At 66.9% G+C, this 22,503-nt stretch carries 19 protein-coding genes, 1 other RNA gene and 1 riboswitch; of the genes, 8 read left to right on the plus strand and 12 right to left on the minus strand.

Going from position 1 to position 22,503, the window contains the following annotated elements:
• Positions 1-15: 15 nt before the first annotated feature.
• Positions 16-453 carry a division/cell wall cluster transcriptional repressor MraZ gene (locus ACOOFO_RS13590; RefSeq protein WP_420427288.1) on the minus strand — a complete coding sequence of 146 codons (438 nt, stop codon included), beginning with the start codon at positions 451-453 and terminating at the stop codon, positions 16-18.
• Between the two features lie 337 nt (positions 454-790).
• On the minus strand, positions 791-1,903 hold the full coding sequence (locus ACOOFO_RS13595) for a PQQ-dependent sugar dehydrogenase (RefSeq protein ID WP_420427289.1): 1,113 nt from the start codon (positions 1,901-1,903) through the stop codon (positions 791-793).
• Positions 1,904-1,977: 74 nt separating this feature from the next.
• On the opposite strand from ACOOFO_RS13595, the gene ACOOFO_RS13600 reads away from it, so the two are divergent.
• Positions 1,978-2,418, plus strand: coding sequence for a hypothetical protein (locus ACOOFO_RS13600; RefSeq protein ID WP_420427290.1), 441 nt, complete (start codon positions 1,978-1,980; stop codon positions 2,416-2,418).
• Here ACOOFO_RS13600 and ACOOFO_RS13605 read toward each other — a convergent pair.
• From ACOOFO_RS13605 to ACOOFO_RS13620, 4 genes are all read right to left on the minus strand, one after another.
• The gene (locus ACOOFO_RS13605; protein ID WP_420427291.1) at positions 2,412-4,259 is read right to left on the minus strand and encodes an ABC transporter ATP-binding protein; all 1,848 of its coding nucleotides are present in this window, start codon (positions 4,257-4,259) and stop codon (positions 2,412-2,414) included. The genes ACOOFO_RS13600 and ACOOFO_RS13605 overlap by 7 nt on opposite strands.
• Before the next feature lie 55 nt (positions 4,260-4,314).
• Positions 4,315-4,734 (minus strand): hypothetical protein, encoded by a 420-nt coding sequence (locus ACOOFO_RS13610; RefSeq protein ID WP_420427292.1) that lies wholly within the window; start codon positions 4,732-4,734, stop codon positions 4,315-4,317.
• Between the two features lie 80 nt (positions 4,735-4,814).
• Entirely contained in the window at positions 4,815-6,704 is a 1,890-nt protein-coding gene (gene thiC, locus ACOOFO_RS13615) for a phosphomethylpyrimidine synthase ThiC (RefSeq protein WP_420427293.1), read from the minus strand.
• A 47-nt stretch (positions 6,705-6,751) separates the two neighbouring features.
• Positions 6,752-6,848: riboswitch (TPP riboswitch) on the minus strand.
• 38 nt (positions 6,849-6,886) lie between these two features.
• Entirely contained in the window at positions 6,887-7,279 is a 393-nt protein-coding gene (locus ACOOFO_RS13620) for a hypothetical protein (protein WP_420427294.1), read from the minus strand.
• A 141-nt stretch (positions 7,280-7,420) separates the two neighbouring features.
• On the opposite strand from ACOOFO_RS13620, the gene ACOOFO_RS13625 reads away from it, so the two are divergent.
• The 4 genes from ACOOFO_RS13625 to cydC all read left to right on the plus strand — a co-directional run bounded on the left by ACOOFO_RS13625 (position 7,421) and on the right by cydC (position 13,600).
• Complete coding sequence (locus tag ACOOFO_RS13625; RefSeq protein WP_420427295.1) at positions 7,421-8,842, plus strand: cytochrome ubiquinol oxidase subunit I; 1,422 nt, start codon at positions 7,421-7,423, stop codon at positions 8,840-8,842.
• A 363-nt stretch (positions 8,843-9,205) separates the two neighbouring features.
• The gene (gene cydB / locus ACOOFO_RS13630) at positions 9,206-10,207 is read left to right on the plus strand and encodes a cytochrome d ubiquinol oxidase subunit II (protein ID WP_420427296.1); all 1,002 of its coding nucleotides are present in this window, start codon (positions 9,206-9,208) and stop codon (positions 10,205-10,207) included.
• Positions 10,194-11,894 carry a thiol reductant ABC exporter subunit CydD gene (gene cydD, locus ACOOFO_RS13635; protein ID WP_420427297.1) on the plus strand — a complete coding sequence of 567 codons (1,701 nt, stop codon included), beginning with the start codon at positions 10,194-10,196 and terminating at the stop codon, positions 11,892-11,894. Before cydB ends, cydD begins: the two co-directional genes overlap by 14 nt.
• The gene (gene cydC, locus ACOOFO_RS13640) at positions 11,891-13,600 is read left to right on the plus strand and encodes a thiol reductant ABC exporter subunit CydC (RefSeq protein WP_420427298.1); all 1,710 of its coding nucleotides are present in this window, start codon (positions 11,891-11,893) and stop codon (positions 13,598-13,600) included. The genes cydD and cydC overlap by 4 nt, the downstream gene beginning before the upstream one ends.
• Here the strand turns inward: cydC and ACOOFO_RS13645 are convergent.
• Positions 13,597-14,250, minus strand: coding sequence for a 1-acyl-sn-glycerol-3-phosphate acyltransferase (locus tag ACOOFO_RS13645; RefSeq protein ID WP_420427299.1), 654 nt, complete (start codon positions 14,248-14,250; stop codon positions 13,597-13,599). The genes cydC and ACOOFO_RS13645 overlap by 4 nt on opposite strands.
• A 103-nt stretch (positions 14,251-14,353) precedes the next feature.
• Between ACOOFO_RS13645 and ACOOFO_RS13650 the strand changes: the two genes are divergently transcribed.
• On the plus strand, positions 14,354-16,108 hold the full coding sequence (locus ACOOFO_RS13650; RefSeq protein ID WP_420427300.1) for an OPT/YSL family transporter: 1,755 nt from the start codon (positions 14,354-14,356) through the stop codon (positions 16,106-16,108).
• A 7-nt stretch (positions 16,109-16,115) separates the two neighbouring features.
• Here ACOOFO_RS13650 and ACOOFO_RS13655 read toward each other — a convergent pair whose 3' ends face one another.
• From ACOOFO_RS13655 to rsmI, 5 genes are all read right to left on the minus strand, one after another.
• Positions 16,116-16,727 carry a DUF938 domain-containing protein gene (locus tag ACOOFO_RS13655; RefSeq protein WP_420427301.1) on the minus strand — a complete coding sequence of 204 codons (612 nt, stop codon included), beginning with the start codon at positions 16,725-16,727 and terminating at the stop codon, positions 16,116-16,118.
• On the minus strand, positions 16,724-17,083 hold the full coding sequence (gene arsC, locus ACOOFO_RS13660; protein ID WP_420427302.1) for an arsenate reductase (glutaredoxin): 360 nt from the start codon (positions 17,081-17,083) through the stop codon (positions 16,724-16,726). The genes ACOOFO_RS13655 and arsC overlap by 4 nt, the downstream gene beginning before the upstream one ends.
• Positions 17,084-17,096: 13 nt before the next feature.
• Positions 17,097-18,689, minus strand: coding sequence for a hypothetical protein (locus ACOOFO_RS13665; RefSeq protein WP_420427303.1), 1,593 nt, complete (start codon positions 18,687-18,689; stop codon positions 17,097-17,099).
• A gap of 187 nt (positions 18,690-18,876) precedes the next feature.
• An RNA gene (gene rnpB / locus ACOOFO_RS13670) (RNase P RNA component class A) lies at positions 18,877-19,251 on the minus strand.
• Between the two features lie 10 nt (positions 19,252-19,261).
• On the minus strand, positions 19,262-20,140 hold the full coding sequence (gene rsmI, locus ACOOFO_RS13675; protein WP_420427304.1) for a 16S rRNA (cytidine(1402)-2'-O)-methyltransferase: 879 nt from the start codon (positions 20,138-20,140) through the stop codon (positions 19,262-19,264).
• Positions 20,141-20,180: 40 nt separating this feature from the next.
• On the opposite strand from rsmI, the gene ACOOFO_RS13680 reads away from it, so the two are divergent.
• Positions 20,181-22,094 (plus strand): penicillin-binding protein activator, encoded by a 1,914-nt coding sequence (locus ACOOFO_RS13680; RefSeq protein WP_420427305.1) that lies wholly within the window; start codon positions 20,181-20,183, stop codon positions 22,092-22,094.
• Positions 22,084-22,449: a YraN family protein gene (locus ACOOFO_RS13685; protein WP_420427306.1), complete on the plus strand. Its 366-nt coding sequence runs from the start codon at positions 22,084-22,086 to the stop codon at positions 22,447-22,449. The genes ACOOFO_RS13680 and ACOOFO_RS13685 overlap by 11 nt, the downstream gene beginning before the upstream one ends.
• The last annotated feature ends 54 nt before the right edge of the window (positions 22,450-22,503 follow it).

The following is a 22,503-nucleotide window of genomic DNA, read 5'->3' on the forward strand; positions in this document are numbered from 1 at the left end:
GGGCATCATCGGGGATCACCGCCGGATCTGCTTGAGCGCGTTGGCGAGCTGATCCGCTCCGACGCGGGTTGCCTCGTAGGCAGGCTGATCCCAGACGTCGAAGCGCGTGATCTGCCCCACCAGCATGGCGCGGTTGCCGATGCCGGCATCCCGGCGCAGCAACGGCGGCAGAACGATGCGGCCCTGGCGGTCGATTTCCGTCTCGACGGCTCGACCGACGAAGCCCAGCTTCAGGGCTTCTGCGAGATCTCGATCCTCCATTTGCTGAATCTGTTCGGCGATATCGCGAAATACGGGCGCCGGATAGATCTCCAGGCGAGGGTTGTCATCGAGGGTGACGATGGTGATGTAGAGCTGTAGACCGTGGGAATCGGCCAGCTGCTGTCGAAAACGCGCTGGGACTGCCAGGCGTCCTTTGTCATCGACATTGAGCGGGTGTTCCCCGGTGAACATGTTCTAACCCCCGGAAGCCCTTGCGTGACTGCAGCTCCCCACCTTCGTGCACTTCCCGCCACTTTACTCCACGTTCCCCCACCACGCAAGACAAAATCCACGGTGAAACAATCAGTTGCAGGACACTCGATAGCAATCCTCTCATTGCCTGCAAAAACATATAGTTGGGGCGTTTTGCTATAAACGACATCAGAACCGCACCCCTGCCGACAGACAAGAGCGCAGCGCCCGAGCACCGGGAGAGCGCCCAGGGGATGCCTGAGAAGGCCTTGGTGGAGCGGTGGGGGGAAGTGGGGAGGCGAGACTGACGCGACGCCGCCGGAGTGGTGCGGCGCCGTCAGTCGGCGGGCAAGACCCGAATCAGAGCGGCATCAGCGCCGTCGGTCAGCACGTAGAGCGCCCCGTCGGGGCCGCTCCGGATGTCACGGATGCGCGTTCCCAGCGCCTCGAACAGACGCTGCTGCGCCACGACCGCGCCATCGCGCATCTGCAGGCGGCGCACGCCAGGCTCGACCAGGGTCGCGACGAAGAAATCACCCTGCCAGGCGGGGAATCGATCCCCCGTGTAGCGGGCCAGGGCACTGGGACCGATAGATGGCGTCCAGTGCACCACCGGATCGCGCATGCCCTCGACCTGGGTATAGGGTGAGATGCGGGCGCCGCTGTAGTCGATGCCGTGGGTGGCCACCGGCCAGCCGTAGTTGACGCCGCGCTCGATGCGGTTGAGCTCGTCGCCGCCGCGCGGACCATGCTCATGCGCCCACACCGCATCGCTATCACAAAGAAGGCCCTGCACATTGCGGTGGCCGTAGCTGTAGATGGCGGGCAAGGCCCCGCTCTGCCCGACGAAGGGATTGTCCTGTGGAATGCTGCCATCGGCATTCAGGCGCACGATGGCGCCGAAGTGACTGTCCAGCCGCTGCGCGGCCTCGCGGAAATCGAAGCCATCGCCAAGGCCCAGTATCAGCGTGCCGTCGCCATGCCAGCACATGCGCCCGCCGTAGTGCACCGGCGTGTCCTTCATCGGCTCAGCCGTGAAAATCACCTTCCCCTCCACCAGCCGTTCGCCTTGAAGGCGGGCCCGCAGCACACGGGTGGCATTGGCCTGTGCATCGCCGTGGGCATAGCTCAGATAGAGCATGCCGCTGTCCGCGAAATCCACTGCCGGGAGGACCTCGAACAGCCCACCCTGACTCTTGTCGAATACCGGCGGCACGCCTTCGACCTCGGCAAGCCGTTGACCCTGCGCGTCCAGCAGAAGAAGCCGCCCGGCCTTTTCGGTGACGAGCATGCGGCCGTCGTCGACAAAGGCAACCGACCAGGGGTGGTCCAGGCCCTCGGCAAGGGTGTCCAGGCGATAGCCCTGCGCCATTGCCGCTGCGGGCGCCAGACACAACAGGCAGAGGACAAGGCGGAAGCAGGTCATGGAGAGAACGCGATCAGTGGCCATGGCGTCACCATAGCAGGCGCCTGGCGGCGCATTGGGGCATCCTGCACGGAAATGAACCCGATAACGAGCCCATCATGATCATCTTGCGGCGGCTGCTGCGTTTTGCCGGTAGCGTGGTGCTGTGCGCCGTCATCGGCACACTCTGGCAGAGCGGCCACAATCTGGCGCAGATTGCCGGCCTTGGTTTTCCGCCGTCCTTCGGCGAGGTGGGGGCCACCCTGATGCACGACATGCTGCATTTCGCGCCGACCTTCGCGCTGCTGTCGGGCGCGGCCCTGCTGGTGGCCTTTCTGATTGCCACGCAGATAGTGGCCTGGACCGGCGGACACCGCATCGCCTGGTTCGGCGCTGGCGGCACCCTCTCGATTCTTGCCCTGCTGGCGATTATGGGATGGGCCCTGCCGGTAACGGCCATCGCCGCGGCGCGGGATCTCGTCGGCATCTTCGGCCTGTGCCTGGCGGGCGGTCTGGCCGGCCTCAGCTTTGCGGCGACGGCACCCGCGCAAGCTTACTGATAGCCGCGCGCCTGCAGCTTGAAGAGATGGGCGTAGCGACCGTCGCGCGCCATCAAGGCCTCGTGCGTGCCCGCCTCGATGACCGTCCCGCTGTCCATCACCAGGATGTGGTCGGCGATGCGCACGGTCGAGAAACGGTGGGAAATGATGATGGTCATGCGCTGACGGGCGTATTCCTGAAAACGCTGGAAGATGTCGGCCTCGGCCTGGGCATCCATCGCGGCAGTGGGCTCGTCCAGCACCAGGATGTCGGCCTCCTCGCGCATGAAGGCGCGCGACAGGGCGATCTTCTGCCACTGCCCACCGGAGAGTTCCTGGCCATCGCGGAACCAGCGCCCAAGCTGGGTCTGGTAGCCCTCGGGCAGTGCCTCGATGAAAGCATCCGCCTGCCCGAGCTGGGCTGCGCGTTGCCAGCGCTGCGCATCCTCGAAAGCCGCCACGTCGCCGGCGCCGACGTTCTCGCCGACCTGCATCTGGTAGCGCATGAAGTCCTGGAAAATGACGCCGATGCGCGCACGCAGCCGGTCGATGGACCATTCTTCCAGCGGCGAACCATCGAGCAGAATGCGCCCACTGCTCGGCGCATACAGTCGCGTCAGCAGCTTGATCAGCGTCGTCTTGCCAGAGCCATTGGCGCCGACCAGGGCCAGGCTCTGGCCAGGACGCAGATGGAAACTGACGTCGTGCAGCGCCGGCCGGGGCGCGCCGGGGTACTGAAACCCGACCTGCTCGAAGCGCACGCCGTCGCCCGGCACGGCGCCTTCGCTGCGCCAGCCGCCGTCGGTGGCGGTGGGCTGCTCCAGATACTCGTAGAGATTCGACAGATAGAGGTTGTCCTCATACATGCCGCTGATCGCGGTCAGCATGGCGCTGACCGCCGACTGGCCCTGACGAAACACCATGACGTACATGGTCATCTGGCCGAGGGTGATGCGGCCGGCGACTGCAGTCACCACCACCCAGGCATAGGCACCGTAGAAAGTCAGCGAGCCGATGATGCCGAGCAGGAAGCCCCAGCCATCGCGGCGCAGCGTCAACGCGCGGTCTTCGCGGTAGAGCCGCCGGAAGATGTCGCGATAGCGCTCGAGCAGCAGCGGCCCCAGACCGAAAAGCTTGACCTCCTTGACGCTGTCCTCGCGCGCCAGCACGGTCTCCAGATACATCTGCATGCGCGTCTCCGGCGACCGCCAGCGGAACAACCGGAAGGCATCGCCCGAAAACTTGGCCTCGGACAGGAAGACCGGCAGCGCGCCTACAAAGAGGATGAGCATCGCCCACGGCGAAAACTGAAACAGGATGGCGGCGAAGCTGAGCAGCGAAATGCCGTTCTGAATCAGGCCGAAGGTCTTGTTGACCAGCCCCAGCGGACGCTGCGAGGCCTCACGCCGCGCCCGCGTCAGCTTGTCGTACAGCTCGGAATCCTCGAACTGGGACAGCGACAGCGTCCCCGCCTTGTCGAGGATCATGACGTTGACGCGCTGCCCGAGCAGCGCGCGCAGCAGTGACTGGCACGCGGAAATGGTGCGCTGGGCACCCGCGATGCCGATCATGATCAGCCCTTCCAGCGCTACCCACTGCAGCGCGGGACGGTAATCCCACGCCTTGCCAGCCTCGCGCGCCTCGATGGCCGCCACCACCGCATCGACGATGAGCTGCCCCACCCAGGCGGCCGCCGCGGGCAGTACGCCGGCCACGATAGTGGCCAGGCCCAAGACGATGGCCAGTCCGGGCGCCGTGCTCCACACCAGGGCCAGCGCCCTTCGCGAATAGCGAAAGACGCCAAGCGTGCGCTGGAACAGCGAGCTGCTTTCGCCTTCGAGTGGCTCTGCGGGAGCGGTCATGCGCGCCCCGAATTGAATGCAGGGCCGCCGCGCGCCGCGTCGGGATCACAGACTTTCAGAACTGGATCTTGCCGCCGCCCGGCATGCCACCGGGGCCACCCGCACCGCCCATGCCACCCATGCCGCCCCCCTGACCGGGCGCGATGATGCCGCTGCCCTGCTGCTCGCGGCGCAGGCGCTGCATTTCTTCCAGGGTTTCCTGCAAGGCCTGCTGCGCGACCTCGGGGTACTTCTCGAGGGCTTCCTCGATGCTGGCGGCATCGATCTCGAAATGCAGCGGCAAGGCACCAGCAGGCGTCATCAGGCTGGCCTGCCCTTCGAACACCACATCGCGCGCGGGATCATCACTGCCGTCCGCGGTGACCGGAATCAGCTTTCTCAGCGAGCCCACGCGCCGGTCGGTGTACTGCTCCTCGCGATACAGCTGCGCGGCATCGAGCTTGATTTCAGGAAGCTGCTGCGAATCCGTCGACATAAATCACTCTTATCGAAATGGGGAATGCGGTCGCAATCATAGTCGCGTGCGCCCGATGCGCCAAAAATACGTGGTGGGTGTCAGGCCTTGCGATAGAGCTCGGCCCCCTCCTGCAGAAACTCCTCCGATTTCTCCGCCATGCCATGGGCCAGCGCGGCCTCGGCCTCCACGCCCTGCTGACGGGCGTAGTCGCGGACCTCCTGGGTGATCTGCATCGAGCAGAAATGCGGGCCGCACATCGAGCAGAAGTGAGCCGTCTTGGCCCCTTCCTGCGGCAGGGTCTGGTCGTGGAATTCACGCGCCTTGTCCGGGTCCAGGCTCAGATTGAACTGGTCCTCCCAACGGAATTCGAAGCGCGCCTTGGACAGGGCGTTGTCGCGCACCTGCGCCCCCGGATGGCCCTTGGCGAGATCCGCCGCGTGCGCCGCCAGCTTGTAGGTCACGATGCCTTCGCGGACATCGTCACGGTCGGGCAGGCCAAGGTGCTCCTTGGGTGTGACGTAACACAGCATCGCCGTGCCGTACCAGCCGATATTGGCCGCGCCGATGGCAGAGGTGATGTGGTCGTAGCCCGGGGCGATGTCGGTGGTCAGCGGCCCCAGAGTGTAGAAGGGCGCCTCGAAGCAGTGCTGCAGCTGCTCCTCCATGTTCTCCTTGATCATGTGCATCGGCACGTGGCCAGGGCCCTCGATCATGACCTGGACATCGTGCTCCCAGGCGATGCGGGTGAGTTCACCCAGCGTGCGCAGTTCGGCGAACTGGGCGGCATCGTTGGCATCCGCGATGCTGCCGGGCCGGAGTCCATCGCCCAGCGAGAAGGCCACGTCATAGGCCTTCATGATTTCGCAGATCTCCTCGAAGCGCGTATAGAGGAAGGACTCGGTGTGATGCGCCAGGCACCACTTGGCCATGATCGAACCGCCCCGGGAGACGATGCCGGTGGTGCGCTCCGCGGTCATGGGGATAAAGGGCAGACGCACGCCGGCATGGATGGTGAAGTAGTCCACACCCTGCTCGGCCTGCTCGATCAGGGTGTCGCGGAAGATATCCCAGGTGAGCGCTTCGGCCTTGCCGTCCACCTTTTCCAGCGCCTGGTAGATCGGCACGGTGCCAATCGGCACCGGGCTGTTGCGCACGATCCATTCGCGCGTTTCGTGGATGTGCTTGCCCGTGGACAGGTCCATGACCGTGTCGGCACCCCAGCGCGTGGCCCAGGCCATCTTCTCGACTTCCTCGGCGATGGAGCTGGTCACCGCCGAGTTGCCGATATTGGCGTTGACCTTCACCCGGAAGTTGCGGCCGATGATCATCGGCTCGGATTCGGGGTGATTGAGATTGTTGGGGATGATGGCGCGGCCGGCCGCGATTTCTTCGCGCACGAATTCGGGTGTCACCTCGTCGGGCAGACGCGCACCGAAGGCCTGACCCGGATGCATGCGCCGCAAGTAGCCAGCCGCCTCGTACTGCGCGCGCATGGCCTGCAGACAGGCGTTCTCGCGGATGGCGACAAATTCCATCTCCGGCGTGATGATGCCGCGCCGCGCGTAGTGCATCTGCGTGACATTGGCGCCTTCGCGGGCGCGACGGGGGGCGCGGATATGCTCGAACCGCAGCTGCTGGGTACCACTGTCCGCCGCCCGGATACGGCCGTACAGCGAACTCGGGCCGTCGAGCTGGACGCTGTCGTCGCGCTCGGCAATCCAGTCCGCGCGCAGCGCAGGAAGACCAACACGCAGGTCAATCTCGCAGTCGGGGTCGGTGTACGCGCCAGAGGTATCGTAGACCCGTATCGGCGCATTGGGCTGCAGACCTTCTTCGGTCCGCGTCGGAGAACAGGCGATCTCGCGCATGGGGACGCGCAGGCCGCGGCTGCCTTCCACATAGATCCGTTGGCTGGCGGGGAAGGGGCGCGTGATCTCGTCGCGCAGGCGGATGGCGTCGTCGATGAGGGATGTGGCGGGTGCGGTCATGCGCGGTGTGCTCTCCCTGCCGACAGCGGAACGCATGCAGCGCGCACACGACGCCCGCATCGCCTTCCCTCCGCCGGCATGATCCGGTTCAGGTACAAGGGGACTCTCTCAGCCCAACGACGTTGGGCACCCCCGGCTAGACGCGCAGGATAGCGCTTTGCCGGGCCCGGAATGCAAGCGCCTCAGGGCGGGTCCAGCGCGATGCGCACCCGGTCGCCATCTTCATCCAGCACCAAGGTCTCGTCAGACCGCCCCAGCAGCAGCGTGCCCGGGGCATCAATGCGCGCACTCATGCGATAAGCCAGTGCCTCCGCTGCGTCCGGGTCATGGCGCACCGTGACGCTGACTTCGGTTGCGCCGGCCGGCACCCGAGCATGCCCGGTGAAGACAGGCAACCCCGCCGAAGGGCGCTGCGGCAGGAGCTGCACCGTCGCCTCACCTGCCGCGGCCATGGGGGCGTCCCATTCAAGCTGCGCCACCACCTCCGGCTGACCAGGATCATTGCTGCAGCCTGCCAGCAGCCCCATGGACAGGCCGACCAAACTCATCACCATGCCATGCATTTGTCGTTTCATAAGGGCATTCTGATGCAGTTGAAATGCACATGACGCACCACTTTCGTCATGCGTATATACAATTTATAATATTGATATAACTATTGCGCATATTGGAGACGGGGCAGGCCCTTCCTGACGTCCTGCACGCAAGAGGTAACTATGGAACTCGATCCGCTGCTGTTGTCCCGCATCCAATTTGCCTTCGTGGTGTCCTTCCACGCGATCTTTCCGGTGTTCACCATCGGTCTGGCGGCCTACATCGCCGTACTGGAAGGCCTGCTACTCAAGACCGGCAACCCCGTCTGGAAACAGCTCAGCATGTTCTGGACCAAGGTTTTCGCCGTGGTTTTTGCGCTCGGTGTGGTTTCCGGCCTGGTCATGGCCTTCCAGTTCGGTACCAACTGGAGCAATTTCTCCTATGCGACTGCAAATTTCATGGGACCGGTGCTCAGCTATGAGGTCGTGACCGCCTTCTTCATGGAGGCCACCTTCCTGGGTGTTTTGCTCTTTGGTCGCGACAAGGTGCCCCCGGCGGCGCACTTTTTCTCCGCCATCATGGTGTCGTTAGGCACCTTCATCTCTTCCTTCTGGATCCTTTCCGCGAACAGCTGGATGCAGACGCCGGGCGGATTCGAAATGCGCGACGGCATCGTGCATCTCACCTCCTGGTCGGAAGCGATCTTCAACAGCTCGTTCCCCTATCGCTTCGCGCACATGGGCTTGGCGGCCTTCCTCACCGGTGGCTTCGTGGTGGCGGGTGTCAGCGCCTGGCATCTGGTACGCAACCACGCGGTCGAGGCCAACAAGCGCGCGCTGTCCATGTCCATGTGGCTGCTGCTGATCATCGCCCCGCTGCAGTTGGTAGTAGGCGACCTCCACGGCCTGAACACGCTGGAGGAACAGCCGGTCAAGGTGGCCGCCATGGAAGGCAATTGGGAGCGCGGTAGCAACGTCCCGCTGCTGCTCTTCGCCCTGCCCGATCAGGAGGCAGAGACCAATCACGCCGCCATCGGTCTTCCGGGCATGGCGAGCTTCATCCTCAAGCACGACGTCAATGGGATCGTACCCGGCATCACCGATGTACCCAAGGAGGAGCGCCCGCCCGTTGCGCTGGTGTTCTGGAGTTTCCGCATCATGGTCGGTATCGGCATCCTGATGATCGTGGCCGCCTTTGCTGGACTGGTACTGCGCATGATGGGCAGGCTCTATGACCACCGCGGCTTCCTGCAGGCCTTGCGGCTGATGGTGCCGCTGCCGTTCATTGCGGTCACCGCCGGATGGTTCACCACTGAACTGGGCCGGGCGCCCTGGCTGATCTACGGCGTGATGACGCAGGCGGAAGGGCTGACGCCCTCGCTGACCGGTGGCATGGCGCTGTTCTCGCTGATCGGCTTCATGCTGGTCTACGCCGTGGTCTTCGTGGTGGGCATCTACTACCTGACCCGACTGACTGCCGCCGGCCTCACCGACATCGAGACGCCGCCCGAGCACCCCGAGCGTCAGCGCCCGAAGCGGCCGTTGTCGGCAGCGGATACGCCCTTCGATGGCGACGATCTCGACTTCAGGCCACTGCGGGGCTAGCGCGATGGGTCTGACTGGCGTTCTTCCTCTCTCCCGTGCCGGGAGAGGGGCATTGGTGTCGCTTCGCGACGGAGCGCTTGGCGATCCGCTGGCGGTGGCCCCGTCTCCTGGAGCAGTGCGCGCTGAACCCCTTCCTCACCCCACCGCCGGCTCGGCCGGCGGTCCCCCCCTCTCCCGTGCCGGGAGAGGGGCATTGGTGTCGCTTCGCGACGGAGCGCTTGGCGATCCGCTGGCGGTGGCCCCGTCTCCTGGAGCAGTGCGCGCTGAACCCCTCCCTCACCCCACCGCCGGCTCGGCCGGCGGCCCCCCCCTCTCCCGTGCCGGGAGAGGGGCATTGGTGTCGCTTCGCGACGGAGCATTCTCATGGAACTGATTGATCTCACCCTGGTATGGGCCGTCATCATTGCGGTCGGCATCATGATGTACGTGCTGATGGACGGCTTCGATCTTGGTGTCGGCATCCTCTTCCCCTTTGCGCCAGGCGAAGGCAGCCGCGACAAGATGATGAATTCGGTCGCTCCGGTCTGGGACGGCAATGAGACCTGGTTGATCCTGGGGGGCGCCGGTCTGCTGGGTGCCTTTCCGCTGGTCTACTCGGTGTTTCTGCCGGCGCTGTACATCGGCGTCTTCCTGATGCTCGCCGGCCTGATCTTCCGCGGCATTGCCTTCGAGTTCCGCTTCAAGTCCTCTCGACGCAAGCAATGGTGGAATGCGGCCTTCGCCATCGGCTCCACCGTGGCGGCCTTCGCCCAGGGTGCCGTCGTTGGCACCTACATTCAGGGCTTCGCGGTCGAGAACATGACCTACGTCGGCGGCCCGCTGGACTGGCTGACGCCCTTCACCGTCCTCACCGGCCTTGGCCTCGTGATCGGCTATGCCCTGCTCGGCAGCACCTGGACCATCATGAAGACCGAAGGCGCGCTTCAGGACTGGGCCTACCGCCTGACGCCGAAGCTGCTGCTCGCACTGATGGCGGTCTTTGCCATCGTCAGCGTCTGGACACCGCTGACCGACGACTACGTGCGCGCGCGCTGGTTCGACAGCGTCAGCCTGATATGGCTGCTGCCCATTGCCACCCTGTTTCTGGCGTGGCGGCTGTGGGTCGCCGTGCAGCGGCGACGCGAATACATGCCCTTTCTCGCCACCATGGGCATCTTCGGCTTCACCTACCTCGGCCTGCTGGCCAGCAAATGGCCCTACATCGTGCCACCCGACCACACGCTCTGGGATGCGGCCTCCGCACCCGCTTCGCAGCTCTTCCTGCTCATCGGCGTGCTGTTCCTGATCCCGGTCGTGCTCGCCTACACCGCCTGGAACTACTGGGTATTCCGCGGCAAGGTCTCCGAAGAGGGTGGCTATCACTGAGGACGATGGCGCTGCCGGCGGCAAGGCCGCAGCGCCAGCCCAAGCGGCGCAATGGCTGGCCCGCCACGCGGGAGGGCGCTCGGCCGGCATGACGCTGGCCGTGGGTGCCGGTCTCGGCGTGGGTCTGTGTGTCATCGGTCAGGCGATGGGCATCGCCTGGATCGTGCACAGCGTGGTCACGCTCGACCTCAGCGTGATGCAAACCGCGCCGAGCATCGCCGCCGTCGCCGCACTGATGCTGCTGCGCGGTCTGCTGCAGTATCTCCAGCAGCGCGCCGCGGGGCGCGTCAGCCAGCAACGGATTGGCGGTATCCGCAGCGCCTTGCTGGCACACCTGCACGCGGCCGGCCCCGCCCGCATCGCCCAATGGCATCAGGCCGACCTGGCAAGCCGGGCCGTTCATGCCGTCGACGCCATCGGCCCCTACATTGCCCACTACCGGCCGCAGCGCGTGCTGGCCGTAGCGGTGCCCCTGCTTGTCGGTATTGCGGCGGCACTGCACGACTGGCTGGTTGGCCTGCTGCTCTTTGTCTCCGCCCCCCTGATTCCCCTGTTCATGACCCTGGTCGGCTGGGGAGCCGAACGGCTGTCGACCCGCTTCGAGAAGCAGCGTGCGCGCGCCGCCGGCGTCTTCGGGGACCGCATTCGCGGCCTGCTCAGCCTTCGCCTGTTCAACGCGGAGGACCAGGCCACGCGCCAGGTGCGCGCCTTCTCGAACGAGCTGCGCAAGGACAGCATGCGCGTGCTGCGCGTGGCCTTCCTGTCGTCGGCAGTGCTGGAGTTCTTCGCCGCGGTGGCGGTGGCCGCGGTGGCAATCTACGTCGGTATGGGCCTGCTTGGCTATCTGGAGATTGGGCCGGCAGGAGCGCTCAGCCTGTACAGCGGGCTTTGCGTTCTGCTGCTGGCCCCGGAGTTCTTCGCGCCCTTGCGCCAACTGGCCACGCACTACCACGATCGCGCAGCGGCACTGGGCGCGGCCGAGCAGCTTGCACCGCTGTTCGAACTCCCCGCCATGCCGGCACGGCATAGCGAGGACGCGCGGGCCGCCGGCGCCCACGCCGCGGCCGCATGCCACGCCGTGTCGCTCAGCCGAACGCATGGCCGTGTCCTGCACGACCTCGCTTTCGAGCTCCCGCGCGGACAGTGCCTGCTGCTGTGGGGCCCCAGTGGCTGCGGCAAGACCAGCATCCTGCATCTGCTGGCCGGTCATCTCGCCCCCGATACAGGCCATATCGAGGTGGCCGGGGGCGCGCCCGGGCGCCCAGGGAGCGTGGCCTGGCTCGGGCAGCGGCCTTTCCTGGCGCGCGGCAGCATCGCCCACAACATTGGCCTCGGCCGCGTGCAGGCTTCTCGCGCCGAGATCGAGGAGGCCGCCCGACGCTGCGGGGTGCTGGATTTTGCCGCCGCCCTGCCCGATGGCCTCGATACCCGCATCGGCGAAGGCGGCATCGGGCTCTCCGGCGGACAGGCGCAGCGCGTGGCGGTGGCACGCGCCTGGTTGACCCAGGCGCCGCTGACTCTGGCCGACGAAGCCACCAACGGACTGGACCGCGACGCCGCCGCCAGCGTAATCCAGGCGCTGCGCACCCTCTGCGAGGACGGCCGCAGTCTGGTGGTCGCCAGCCATGACCCTGATCTGAAGGCCATCGCCGATCACGTTCTGCCGCTTGCGGCCTGGCAGCCATGATGCGCGTGTTGCGGCCTCTGCTGCCCTACGCCCGCCTGCTGCGGCGGCGGCGCGGGGCCGCGCTGCTCGGCGCCGCGCTGCTGTTGGCCACTGTGCTCTCCGCCGTCGGCCTGCTCGGCCTGTCCGGCTGGTTCATCACCGCAACCGGCATCACTGCGCTCGCCTGGGCAGCGGGCACGCGCAGCTTCTTCGAGATCTTCCTGCCTGGTTCGGGCATCCGCTTCTTCGCGCTGTCGCGCACGGTGGCACGCTATTTCGAACGGCTCCGTCAGCACGACCTCACGCTGGAATTGCTGGCGGCCTTGCGCGGTGCCGTCTTCGCCCGCCTGGCACAGCAGCCGTCTGCCACTCTGGGGTGGCTACGCAACAGCGTGCTGATCGACCGCATGACCGCCGATGTGGATGCCATCGACAATCTGTTACTGCGCGTCCTCAGTCCAAGCGCCGTCGCCGTCGCGCTGTTACTGGTCGTGGCGGTGGGCCTGTCACTGCTCGCCACTCCCTGGATGCTCTGGCCGGTGGGTCTGCTGACATTGGCCATCACTGCGCTCTGCGTCATGGCGCTGATAGCTGGGCTGCGCCCTGGCCGTACCCTGCGCGCGCGCAGCGAGCGACTGCACGCGCGCATCGCCGAGTCGCTCGCCGGGCTCGCCGAACTGCGCACCGCCGACACGCTGGACGGGCATATGCGCAACACCGCGCAGCTCGATGCGCGCCTGCGCCAGCAGCAATGGCAACGCATGCACCGTATCGCCGCCCATGAAGCCTTTGCCGGAACGCTGGTCCATGGCGCGGCATTGTTGGCACTGGTCGGCGGACTGAGCCTGTTGCAGGGGGACGCCATGGGGCCCGCGGCGGCAGTACTGGCGGCCCTGGCGCTGCTGGGAGGCATGGAGATCCTGCCCACCCTGCCCGCGGCCTTCTATCGACTGGGCGAAACCCAGACCGCAGCGGTACGGCTCAACCAGCTGCTCACGCCGACGCCGGAAGACACCGCCGAGGCCGTACCGGACCCTGAGGTGCCGGCAGGCAGCGAGGCACCCGCACTGCAGCTTGAGGCTGTCACGCTGTGCTTCCCCGAGCGGGCGGAGCCCGCCCTGCAGGGCGTCGACCTCAGGCTAAGCCGAGGCGAGCGGGTGGCCATCGTCGGACCATCGGGCTGCGGAAAATCCAGCCTGGTCCAGCTTGTCGGCCGGCTGTACGCGCCGCAGTCCGGTCGCCTCCTGCTGGGCGGTCACGCTTCGACGATGGTCAGCGCGCAGTGGTGGCGCGGACAGCTTGGCATTCTGACCCAGCACAGCGAACTCTTCGCCGACAGCATCCGCGCCAATCTGCTGCTGGCCGCGCCCGATGCCGACGATGCGGCGCTCTGGCGCGCGCTGCAGATAGCGGCCCTGGACGCGGTCGTGCGCCAGCTCCCCGACGGTCTCGACACCTGGGTCGGCGAGCATGGCACCCGGCTCTCCGGCGGGCAGGCGCGACGCCTGGCACTGGCGCGGGTGGTGCTGCGTGATCCCCCTCTGGTGATACTGGACGAACCCTGCACCGGCCTGGATGCCGCCACCGCAGCAATCGTGCGCGAGCGCCTGAATCACTGGCTGAGCGGACGCAGCGCCCTGCTGCTCGCGCACCATCCCGACAGCCTGCCGGCCCACGATCGCGTGCTGCGGTTGACCGCCGGCCGCTTGACGGAGGCCGCCCGCTAGGAGGGGTCCGGCGGCGGCGCGCCCTTGCCGCGATAGGGCAAGCCGAGATGGTCGCAGAGTGGTCCCGACAGACGCTCCGGGTGGCGTGGAGCGGCGGTTGTGAAGGACCCGATGATGGCCGGCCAGTCCTTGTCATAGTCGCCACTGGGCTCGATCAGCGGCATGAAGCAGACGCGGCGGCGATCGTAGTCCAGCACCACGGGCAGGATCGGCACACCGGCTCCCGATGCCACGTGGTAGTAGCCGCGCTTCCACTGCGCGGGGGCGCTGCGTGTGCCCTCAGGCGCGATGCCGAGCAACAGCCCATCGTGAGCGGCGAAGGCCTGGATGCACTGCTCGACCATGCCACCGGCGACGGCGCGCTCGATCGGCAGGCCACCGAGCCAGCGGAACAGCCGGTCGAAGGGGCCGCGGAAGACGCTCGCCTTGACCATGACCTTGATGCGCACCTGCAGACTGAGCGCCGTGCCGAGCGCGACCAGTGCGTCCAGATTCGAAGTATGCGGCGCGCCGATGACCACCATCTTGGCGTGATCCGGGATCGCCCCCACCAGACGCCAACCCAGCAGACGCAGGATCAGGCGCCCCAGTGCGCGCGTCCAGCGATTGCCACGCCGTGGAACGGCGCCGCCCAGGCTATCGTGATCCATCCCCGGAAGTTCCATGCCGCCCCCATCTCCTCTTTGCGTTCTTGCGGCGAGCCTAAACCGCTTTGCCGCCACGTGCGCGCGGCATGCCGGCTAGACTGCTGCCATGCAGTCACGAGCAGACCCTGCCAACGGGCTCGGGGCGCGGGCACTGCTGACGGGAGCCGTCATCGGTGCGCTGCTGACGCCGTGCAACATCTACAGCGGTCTGAAGATCGGCTGGTCCTTCAACATGTCGATTGCCGGGGCGCTGCTGGGCCTGGCCTTCTGGCGGCTGGCGCAGGATCTGTTCGGTACCCGTGCCTGGGGCCTGCCGGAAAACCTGATCAACCAGACCACGGCCTCATCGGCGGCATCCATCATCTCGGGCGGCCTGGTCGCCCCCATCCCCGCACTGGCTCTGCTTCATCAGCCAGTGCCCGACGGCATCACCCTCGTGCTCTGGGTATTCAGCGTGAGCGTTCTCGGACTGGCCATCGCCGCACTGCTGCACGCACGCTTTGTGACCACTGCCGCGCTGCCCTTTCCAGCAGGCACGGCCGCCGCAGAGACTCTGTCCGACATTCACGGTAGCGGCCCAGAAGCTGGCGCACGCGTGCGCTGGCTCGGTGCGGCAGCATTGCTGGCTGCTGGGGTCAAGCTGATCAGCGAGTTCAGCGGCTCGGTGCTGCGCGCCAGCCTTCCGGGCCGCTTCCCCTTTGGCGGAGCCGGGGGCCAAGGGGTGGGCTTTCAGCAGTTGGGCATTGCCCTCGACGGCTCGCTGCTGATGATCGGCTTCGGCGGGATCATCGGGCTTCGCGCCGGATTGTCGCTGTTGCTCGGCGCGCTCATCGCCTGGCTGGGGCTCGCCCCCTGGCTGCTCGCCCAGGGCCTGGTCGAGCCCGGTGCGGCCGGTACTGTCTGGTTCAACGCGCTGGTGGGCTGGTTGATCTGGCCGGGCGTCAGTCTGATGACGGCAGGGGCCCTGACTGCGTTGTGGCTGGGGCGGCGGCGCGGCACTGGTGCAGCGCGCACAGGCCGAACAGAGGCGACCCTCCCCATCGCGCCCGCACTCTGGCTCGGTGGATCCGCCATGGCCGCGGCGCTGGTCATTGCCCTGCAATGGTGGCTCTTCGGCATCCCGCCGCTGGCGGGCGCAGCGATGGTGCTGATGGCCTTCGGCCTGGCCACCGTGGCTGCGCGCGTGGTGGGAGAAACCGGGATCCCTCCCATCGGCGCCCTCGGCAAGATCGCTCAGCTTGGCAGCGGTGCGCTGGTACCGGGCAGCATCAGCGCCAATCTGATGGGTGCCAACGTCACCGGGGGCGCCAGTGGTCAGACTGCCGACCTGCTCAATGACCTGAAGGCCGGCGCCCTGCTCGGCGCCCGACCGGCGCCGCTGTTCGCCGCCCAATTGCTCGGCATTGCCGTTGGCAGCATTGTCGGCAGCCTGAGCTACATGCTGCTGATCCCCGACCCGGCGCAGCAGTTGCTGACGCCGGAATGGCCTGCACCGGCGGTCGCCACCTGGAAGGCGGTGGCCGAGGTCATTGCCGGCGGCGCCGAGGCGATGCCCCCTTGGAGCACGCCCGCCGCCGTCGTGGGTGCCCTCGCCGGCATCGGCCTGGCATTGCTGCAGCAGCGCGCGCCCGCCGTGCTGGCCGCCTGGGTGCCCAGCGCCAGCGCCATGGGCCTGGCCTTCGTCATCCCGGCCTGGATTGCCTTCGGGCTCTTCATCGGCGCCGCGCTGGCCGCGCTCCTGCGCTGGTGGAAGCCGCACTGGGCGGCGCGACACCTGCTTGCCGTGGCGGCGGGTCTGGTTGCCGGTGAAAGCCTGGCCGGGGTGGCGGCCGCGATGCGCGCCCTGCTCGGCGCCGATTGATGCGCGATCAGCGCTGGCGGCGGCGCCAGATCAGGCAGTGATTGTTGGCCGGCATGGCCACCGTATCGCTGCGCTCCAGGGAGTGACGCGCGAGCACGGCATCGAGGTCCGCCATATCGCGGATACCCCGCCCCGGATCTTCGGCCTGCAGATGTTGCTCAAAGGCCGCATTACTCTGCGCGGTATGGGCGCCATCCTGCTTGAAAGGGCCATAGATCGCCACCACCGCCTCAGGCGCGAGGACCTGCGCCATGCCCATCAGGCAGGCTTCCACCCCTTCCGGATGCATGATGTGCAGGGTGTTAGCGCTGAACACGGCGTCAACCTGGAGGTCGGGCCAGGCTTCGCGCACATCGAGCGCCAGCGCCGGCGGTGTATTGGGCAGCGCGGCCTCGTCCAGCCAGGCCTGAATCCCGGGCAGGTGGGCAGGCACATCGCTGCACTGCCAGCGCAGCCACGGCATCGCACGCGCAAAGTGCACGGCGTGCTGCCCCGTGCCACTGCCGATTTCGAGAACGGAGCCAACCTCCTCGAAGGCCGACTGCAGCACACTCAGGATGGCGTCAGCATTGCGCGCCGCCGCTGGGGCAAAGGGCTTGTCCACCGCGGCCGGGATCAAAGCAGTGCCTTGACGTTCTCCGGCGGCCGCCCAATGACCGCCTTCTCGCCGCGCAACACGATAGGCCTCTCGATCAATCGCGGATACTCAGCGAGCAGTTTCAGCCAATCGGCACGCATGCGCGTATCGCTCTTCTTCAAGCCGAGGTCCTTGGCCTCCTGCTCATTGAAGCGGACCATGTCGGTGGGGTCCGCGTCCAAGGCGGTACACAGCATGTCGAGCTCCGCCACGCTCGGCGGCGTCTTGAGATAGTCGATGACCGTGGGATGCAATCCCTGCTCCTCGATCAGCTTGAGGGTGGCCCGGCTCTTCGAGCAGTGCGGGTTGTGATAGATCGTGATCGGACTGCCAGCCATTGTCTGCGGGGTGCTAGTGGGTTGATGAGGGATGTGCGCCGTCGGAGAGTTCGCGCAGGTGATGGGCAGTGCGCAATGCATGCACAGCCACACGCTCCAGCCAGCGTTGCGCGGCCAACTGCGCCAGCGCCGCGTCGATACCGATCTGATAGCCGGCCACCTGCTCCAGGATTGCCGGCCGCGCGCCCCGTTCGACCGTCGACAGACGCTGCATGTTCTGCTCGAGCGCGGCGTAGGCCGGCTGCGGTAGACCACCGTCGCTGACCAGCCCGGCGGCGCACTGCTCAAGCACGACGCCCAGATCGGCGGCCAGACGCTGCAGGGCTACCAGATCCTGGATGGCCTGTGCCCGGCGCACCGCTTCCAGGTCATCGCACAGGCTGCGAGCATGATCGAGCGCCTGACGCATGCGCATCATCCGCCGCGCGTCCTCCGGCATATCGACCGGCCCCAGTCGTTCGAGATAGGCCTCGATCGCTTCCAGCGTCTCGCGACCACTTGCGATCGCCTTGGTGCTTGCCTCCCCGGTCTGGCGCAGCGGACGCGCCAGCAGGCTGTACAGGTCGGCCACGGTCTGGCGCAGGACGATGACGGCGGCATCCAGCGCCCAGGCCGGCACCACGTAAAGCGTCGGCTCCAGCGGCCGCAATCGGGGACGCTGATCCTCCGCAATATGGCGTTGGCTGCGCATGGATAGGCTGCGCGCGACAAGCGCCACAAGGGCGAGGCTCAGCAGCCAATACATCGTCGCAAAACCGGCTGCCACCAGCAGTACATCCATGCCTGTGGCCACCAGGTGTTGGTCGACAAGACTCAGGCCATACAAGCAGGCAAGGCCGATGATCAGCGCAATGCCGTGCAGCAGGACCTGACCGGCTGCAATGCGTCGGCTTACCCCCGGCGCCGCGCCTAGCGCCGAGATGGCCGGCAGCACCAGTGCGGCGTAGCAACCGATGCTGAGCGCAGCGGCCTGCAGCAGAGATAGCGCATCCACCGAGAGGGCGGCGAGGCTGACTGCAACGATGGCAACGGGGGAACACACCGCGCCAGCCAGCACGAAGCCCAACAGGATGAGGAGCGGCGTGGTGATCAATGGGTTGTCGACGAGGAGTCCATCCAGAGTGCCGTAGCCGGCCACACTGGGCATGGCACCAAACAGCAGTTCCGTGCCGAGCAGGATGAGCACCAAGCCGGCCAGCAGCCGCCCGCATTGGGCCCACGTAGCCCTGCGCGAGAGCATGAGCAACGCGCCCACCGCAACGACGGGCAACAGGACCGGAGACAGCGACGGGTCCAGGCCGATGACGGCAAAGCCCCAGCCGGCCAAGGTTGCAGCCAATGCCGCCGCAGCCATCAGCCGCATCGCGGCGGACAAACCGCTAACGCCGGGTCCGGCGTGACGCGTGCCGACCACCGCTGCGGCCAGGCTGGCGCGCAGGGGTGCACTGAGCAGGCCGGCCAGCAGTGCAGCGTGCCAGCTGCCGTTCTGCATCAGCAGGTAACGATGCAGTGGCGCCGCTCCCAGCGCCCGCAGCGCGCCGCTGCTCTGCATCAGCCCCAGAAGCAGAAGGCCGAAGCCGCCGATGAATCCGCTCACACTGAGCATGTGCGCTCTCTCCACTGATGCGTGTGGTGCCGACACCGCCCTGACGCCGGCACGGGCGTCTGTCGATCCAGAAAGTACCGCATCCGCGGATGCTAACCGAGTCGCGCATCTGGCTCCGAACGATCGGTCGGGGCGCGCAGGCTGGAGCGGGATGGCACGGTCGGTCCGCGCCATCCACGCGTGGAAAAGGTGGAGTCAGCCTGTAAGCCGGGTTCTGTCGAGAACAACCATTCCTCTGGGACGCACGTCACCGTGCGCCTCAAGCAGCCTACCCGGAAGTCGCGCGCGGGCCACGCGCTGGCGGAAAACCGCCGTGCTTCCCTATTTGGCCTTGCTCCGGACGGGGTTTACCGTGCCGCGTCCCGTTACCGGTCGCGCGGTGCGCTCTTACCGCACCCTTTCACCCTTGCCTGTGCTGCAACCAGTGGCTGCAGCCATCGGCGGTCTGCTCTCTGCTGCACTTTCCGTCGGCTCGCGCCGCCCAGGCGTTACCTGGCGTCCTGCCCTCTGGAGCCCGGACTTTCCTCCACCGCAAAGCGGCAGCGGCTGTTCGGCCAACTCCGGTGCGCAGTCTACTCCTTCGCCGCCGGTGGGGCATCTCCGGCCAGCTCCATCGCCCGCCGGTAGACGGTGTTACGCCGCTCCCCCAGCGCACTGGCCACGACGCGCGCCGCACGCGAAGGTTCCAGCTCGCGCAGCAACGGCTTGAGCAGGCGGTCGATGGCTTCTGCCGGGTCGGGAGGTGCACCGGGGGCGATCATGACCACGAACTCGCCACGCAGCCGGTTCTCGTCCTCGGCCAACCATCCTGAGAGTGCCGAGGCCTCGCCCCGCCAATGTTCCTCGAAGCGCTTGCTGATCTCCCGCGACAGTGCCACCCGTCGCTCCCTTCCAAATACCCGGCCAAGATCATCGGCCAGCCCCTGGATGCGATGGCTGGATTCGTACATCACCATGGTGTGCGGCCAATGCGCATGCGCCTGTAGCCAATCGCGGCGGGCACTGGCCTTGGGTGGTGGGAAGCCGAAAAAGCTGAAAGCGTCGCTAGGCAGTCCCGCCGCGGAAAGCGCGGCCACTGCCGCGCAAGGGCCAGGCAAGGCCACCACCGGGTGCCCGGCGTCGCGCACGGCGTCGACCAGTCGGTACCCCGGATCGGAGATCAGGGGGGTGCCGGCATCACTGACTAGTGCCACGCTGTGCGCCTCGGCAAGACGCGCCAGCAAGCTGCCCACGACCTGGGATTCATTGTGCTCGTGCAAAGCGGTCAGACGCGCGCGAATGCCGAAGTGCGACAGCATCGCACCGGTGGTGCGGGTGTCCTCGGCGGCCACGACGTCCACGCCGTCCAGCACGCGTAGCGCACGCGGCGACAGATCAGACAGATTGCCAATTGGCGTTGGCACGATGTAGAGGGTGCCGGCTTCTGCAGCCCCTTCGTTGGCTGGATTCACGGAGCGGCATGGCGGGACAGGTGCATGCCATACTTTACGCATGATCGCTCTGCCCCGATGGGCCGCTGCCCTCTCCCTCCTTCTCATCGTGGTTCTGCTCGCTGGCTGCGGCCCGGCACAGCGCGGTCGTGTGCAGGGTCCCGATGCCATGGAACGCGGCCGTTCGCAACAGGAGGCACCGCTGGATCGCGTCGAGCGTCTTCTCCGAGAGGGCCGCATTTTCGCGGCGGAAGAGGCCCTGGCCTACGTCCCGGTCGAGTCGCTCAACGCCCGTGAAAGGCACCGCTTCCGCCTGCTGCGCGCAGAGCTCTCACTGGAAGCCAACACCCCACTGTCCGCGTTACGGGATCTGCCGGATCCGAACAGTACTGCGGATCGCGCACTGGCGGCGCGTACCGAATCGCTGCGCGCACGCATCCTGGAATCCATGGGTGACATTGCTGGTGCCGTCAGCGCGCTGGTCACCCGCGAGTCGCTGCTCGATAGTCCCACGGCCATTGCGGAAAACCGCGACCGCATCTGGGCATTGCTCATGGAGCACCGACTGGAAGCACAAGCGCAGGCCGGCTTCTCCGGGGCGGGGCGCGTTGCCCAGGGCTGGTTCGAACTGGCGCTGATTGGACGCGGGGCAGTACCGGGCGAAAAGAGCGCCCTGCTGTCGTCGTGGCGCGCGCGTTATCCCAATCACCCGGCGGACATTCAGCGCGCGCAGCAGGCCCTGCAGCGCCAGATCGAAAGCAGCTTCGTGCAGGCCGAGCTGGGTGGAGACATCGCGATCCTGCTGCCGGAGACCGGACGCTTCTCGGACATCGCCGCATCGGTACGCGACGGTTTCATTGCTGCCTGGCAGGCGCGTCCCGAACCCCGCCCGCGACTGCGCTTCTATGACAGTGGCGAGGATCACGCGGCCATCGGCGCGGTGGTCGATGCCGCCCTCGCCGACGGCGCGCGACTGATCGTCGGCCCGCTGCGCAAGGAGCACGTCAACGCGCTGTCACGCTTTGGCCGCCTCCCGGTGCCGGTTATCGCGCTCAACAAGCTGGCCGCCGAGGTCGTACCGCCACGCAATCTACTGCAGTACGGCCTCGCACCGGAGGATGAGGCGCGGGCGGCCATGCGCCGTGCCGCACGCGAGGGCCACGGCCATATGGTGGCCCTGCTGACCCGAGCCGACTGGAGCGAACGCATTGCCCGCACGCTGCACGAAACGGCGGAAGTCGAGGGCGGTGCCATCCTGGAAACGCGCTACGTCGAAGACGACAACGGTTTTACCGAGCCCGTGCGCATGGCGCTCAATATCGACGCCTCGCAAGCCCGCTACGACGCACTGGTCCGCGCCCTCGGCACGCGACCGGAGTTCGAGGCGCGACCGCGTGGCGACGCCGAATCGCTATTCTTCATCGCACGCGAGCAGGCGGCACGGCAGATCGCCCCGCGCTTCGCCTACTTCGGAGCCGGCGATCTTCCGATCTACACCACGGCACTGGCTTGGGATGGCGCCACTCCGGTGCACGAGGAGTTGCGCGGGCTGCGCCTGTGCGACATGCCCTGGATGATGCAGCAGCCCGACGCCGAGTGGGCTCCGCTGCGCGCGCAGCTGGCAGAGACCGAGGGCGCCCGATTCCAGCGATTCCCGCGGCTCTTCGCCCTTGGCCACGATGCCTTGCTGCTCGCTTTGCGCGTGCAGCAGGGCTGGGCTTCCGGCGAAGCCTTTCCGGGGGCCACCGGTTTTCTGCAACTTCGCCCGGATGGACATATCGAGCGCGAGCTGGGTTGCGCCACCCTCACGGCTGAAGGTGCAGAGCCGCTGCCGGCATTGCAGCGCGACTTCTCGATCGAGACCGAGGAGGGCATTCTCACCACCGGTTCGCCGCGCCAGGGACAGGCAGCGAATGATCGCCGCGAGCCGGGTCGCCAGCGCAACGCGCCCGGCACCCTGGACCTTGGCATCTGAGCGGGCCCGGCGCGGCGTCGAGGCCGAAGACCGCGCCCTCGCTTACCTTCAGCAACAGGGTCTGCGCCTGGTTGCGCGCAACGTGCGCTCACGCGGTGGAGAAATCGATCTGGTCATGCGCGAGGGGGAGACGCTGGTCTTCGTCGAGGTGCGCTTCCGGCAGCGTCGCGACCACGGCGGCGCGCTGGCATCCATAGACGCACGCAAACAGCAGCGCATGCTGCACGCGGCCCGCGTCTGGCTGAGCCGTCACCCTGAAGATGCCATGCGCGGCCTGCGCTTTGATGTCGTGGCCTTCGAGGCGGACGAAGGCGCACAATGGCTGCGCAATGTGCTCGACGTCACTGCCCCGTGAACTCGATTGACGCGGTTTTCAACAGCCTAAGCGAGCGCCTCCCGCGCGAGCGCT

Source organism: Algiphilus sp. (genome assembly GCF_965216485.1).
Lineage (GTDB): Bacteria > Pseudomonadota > Gammaproteobacteria > Nevskiales > Nevskiaceae > Algiphilus.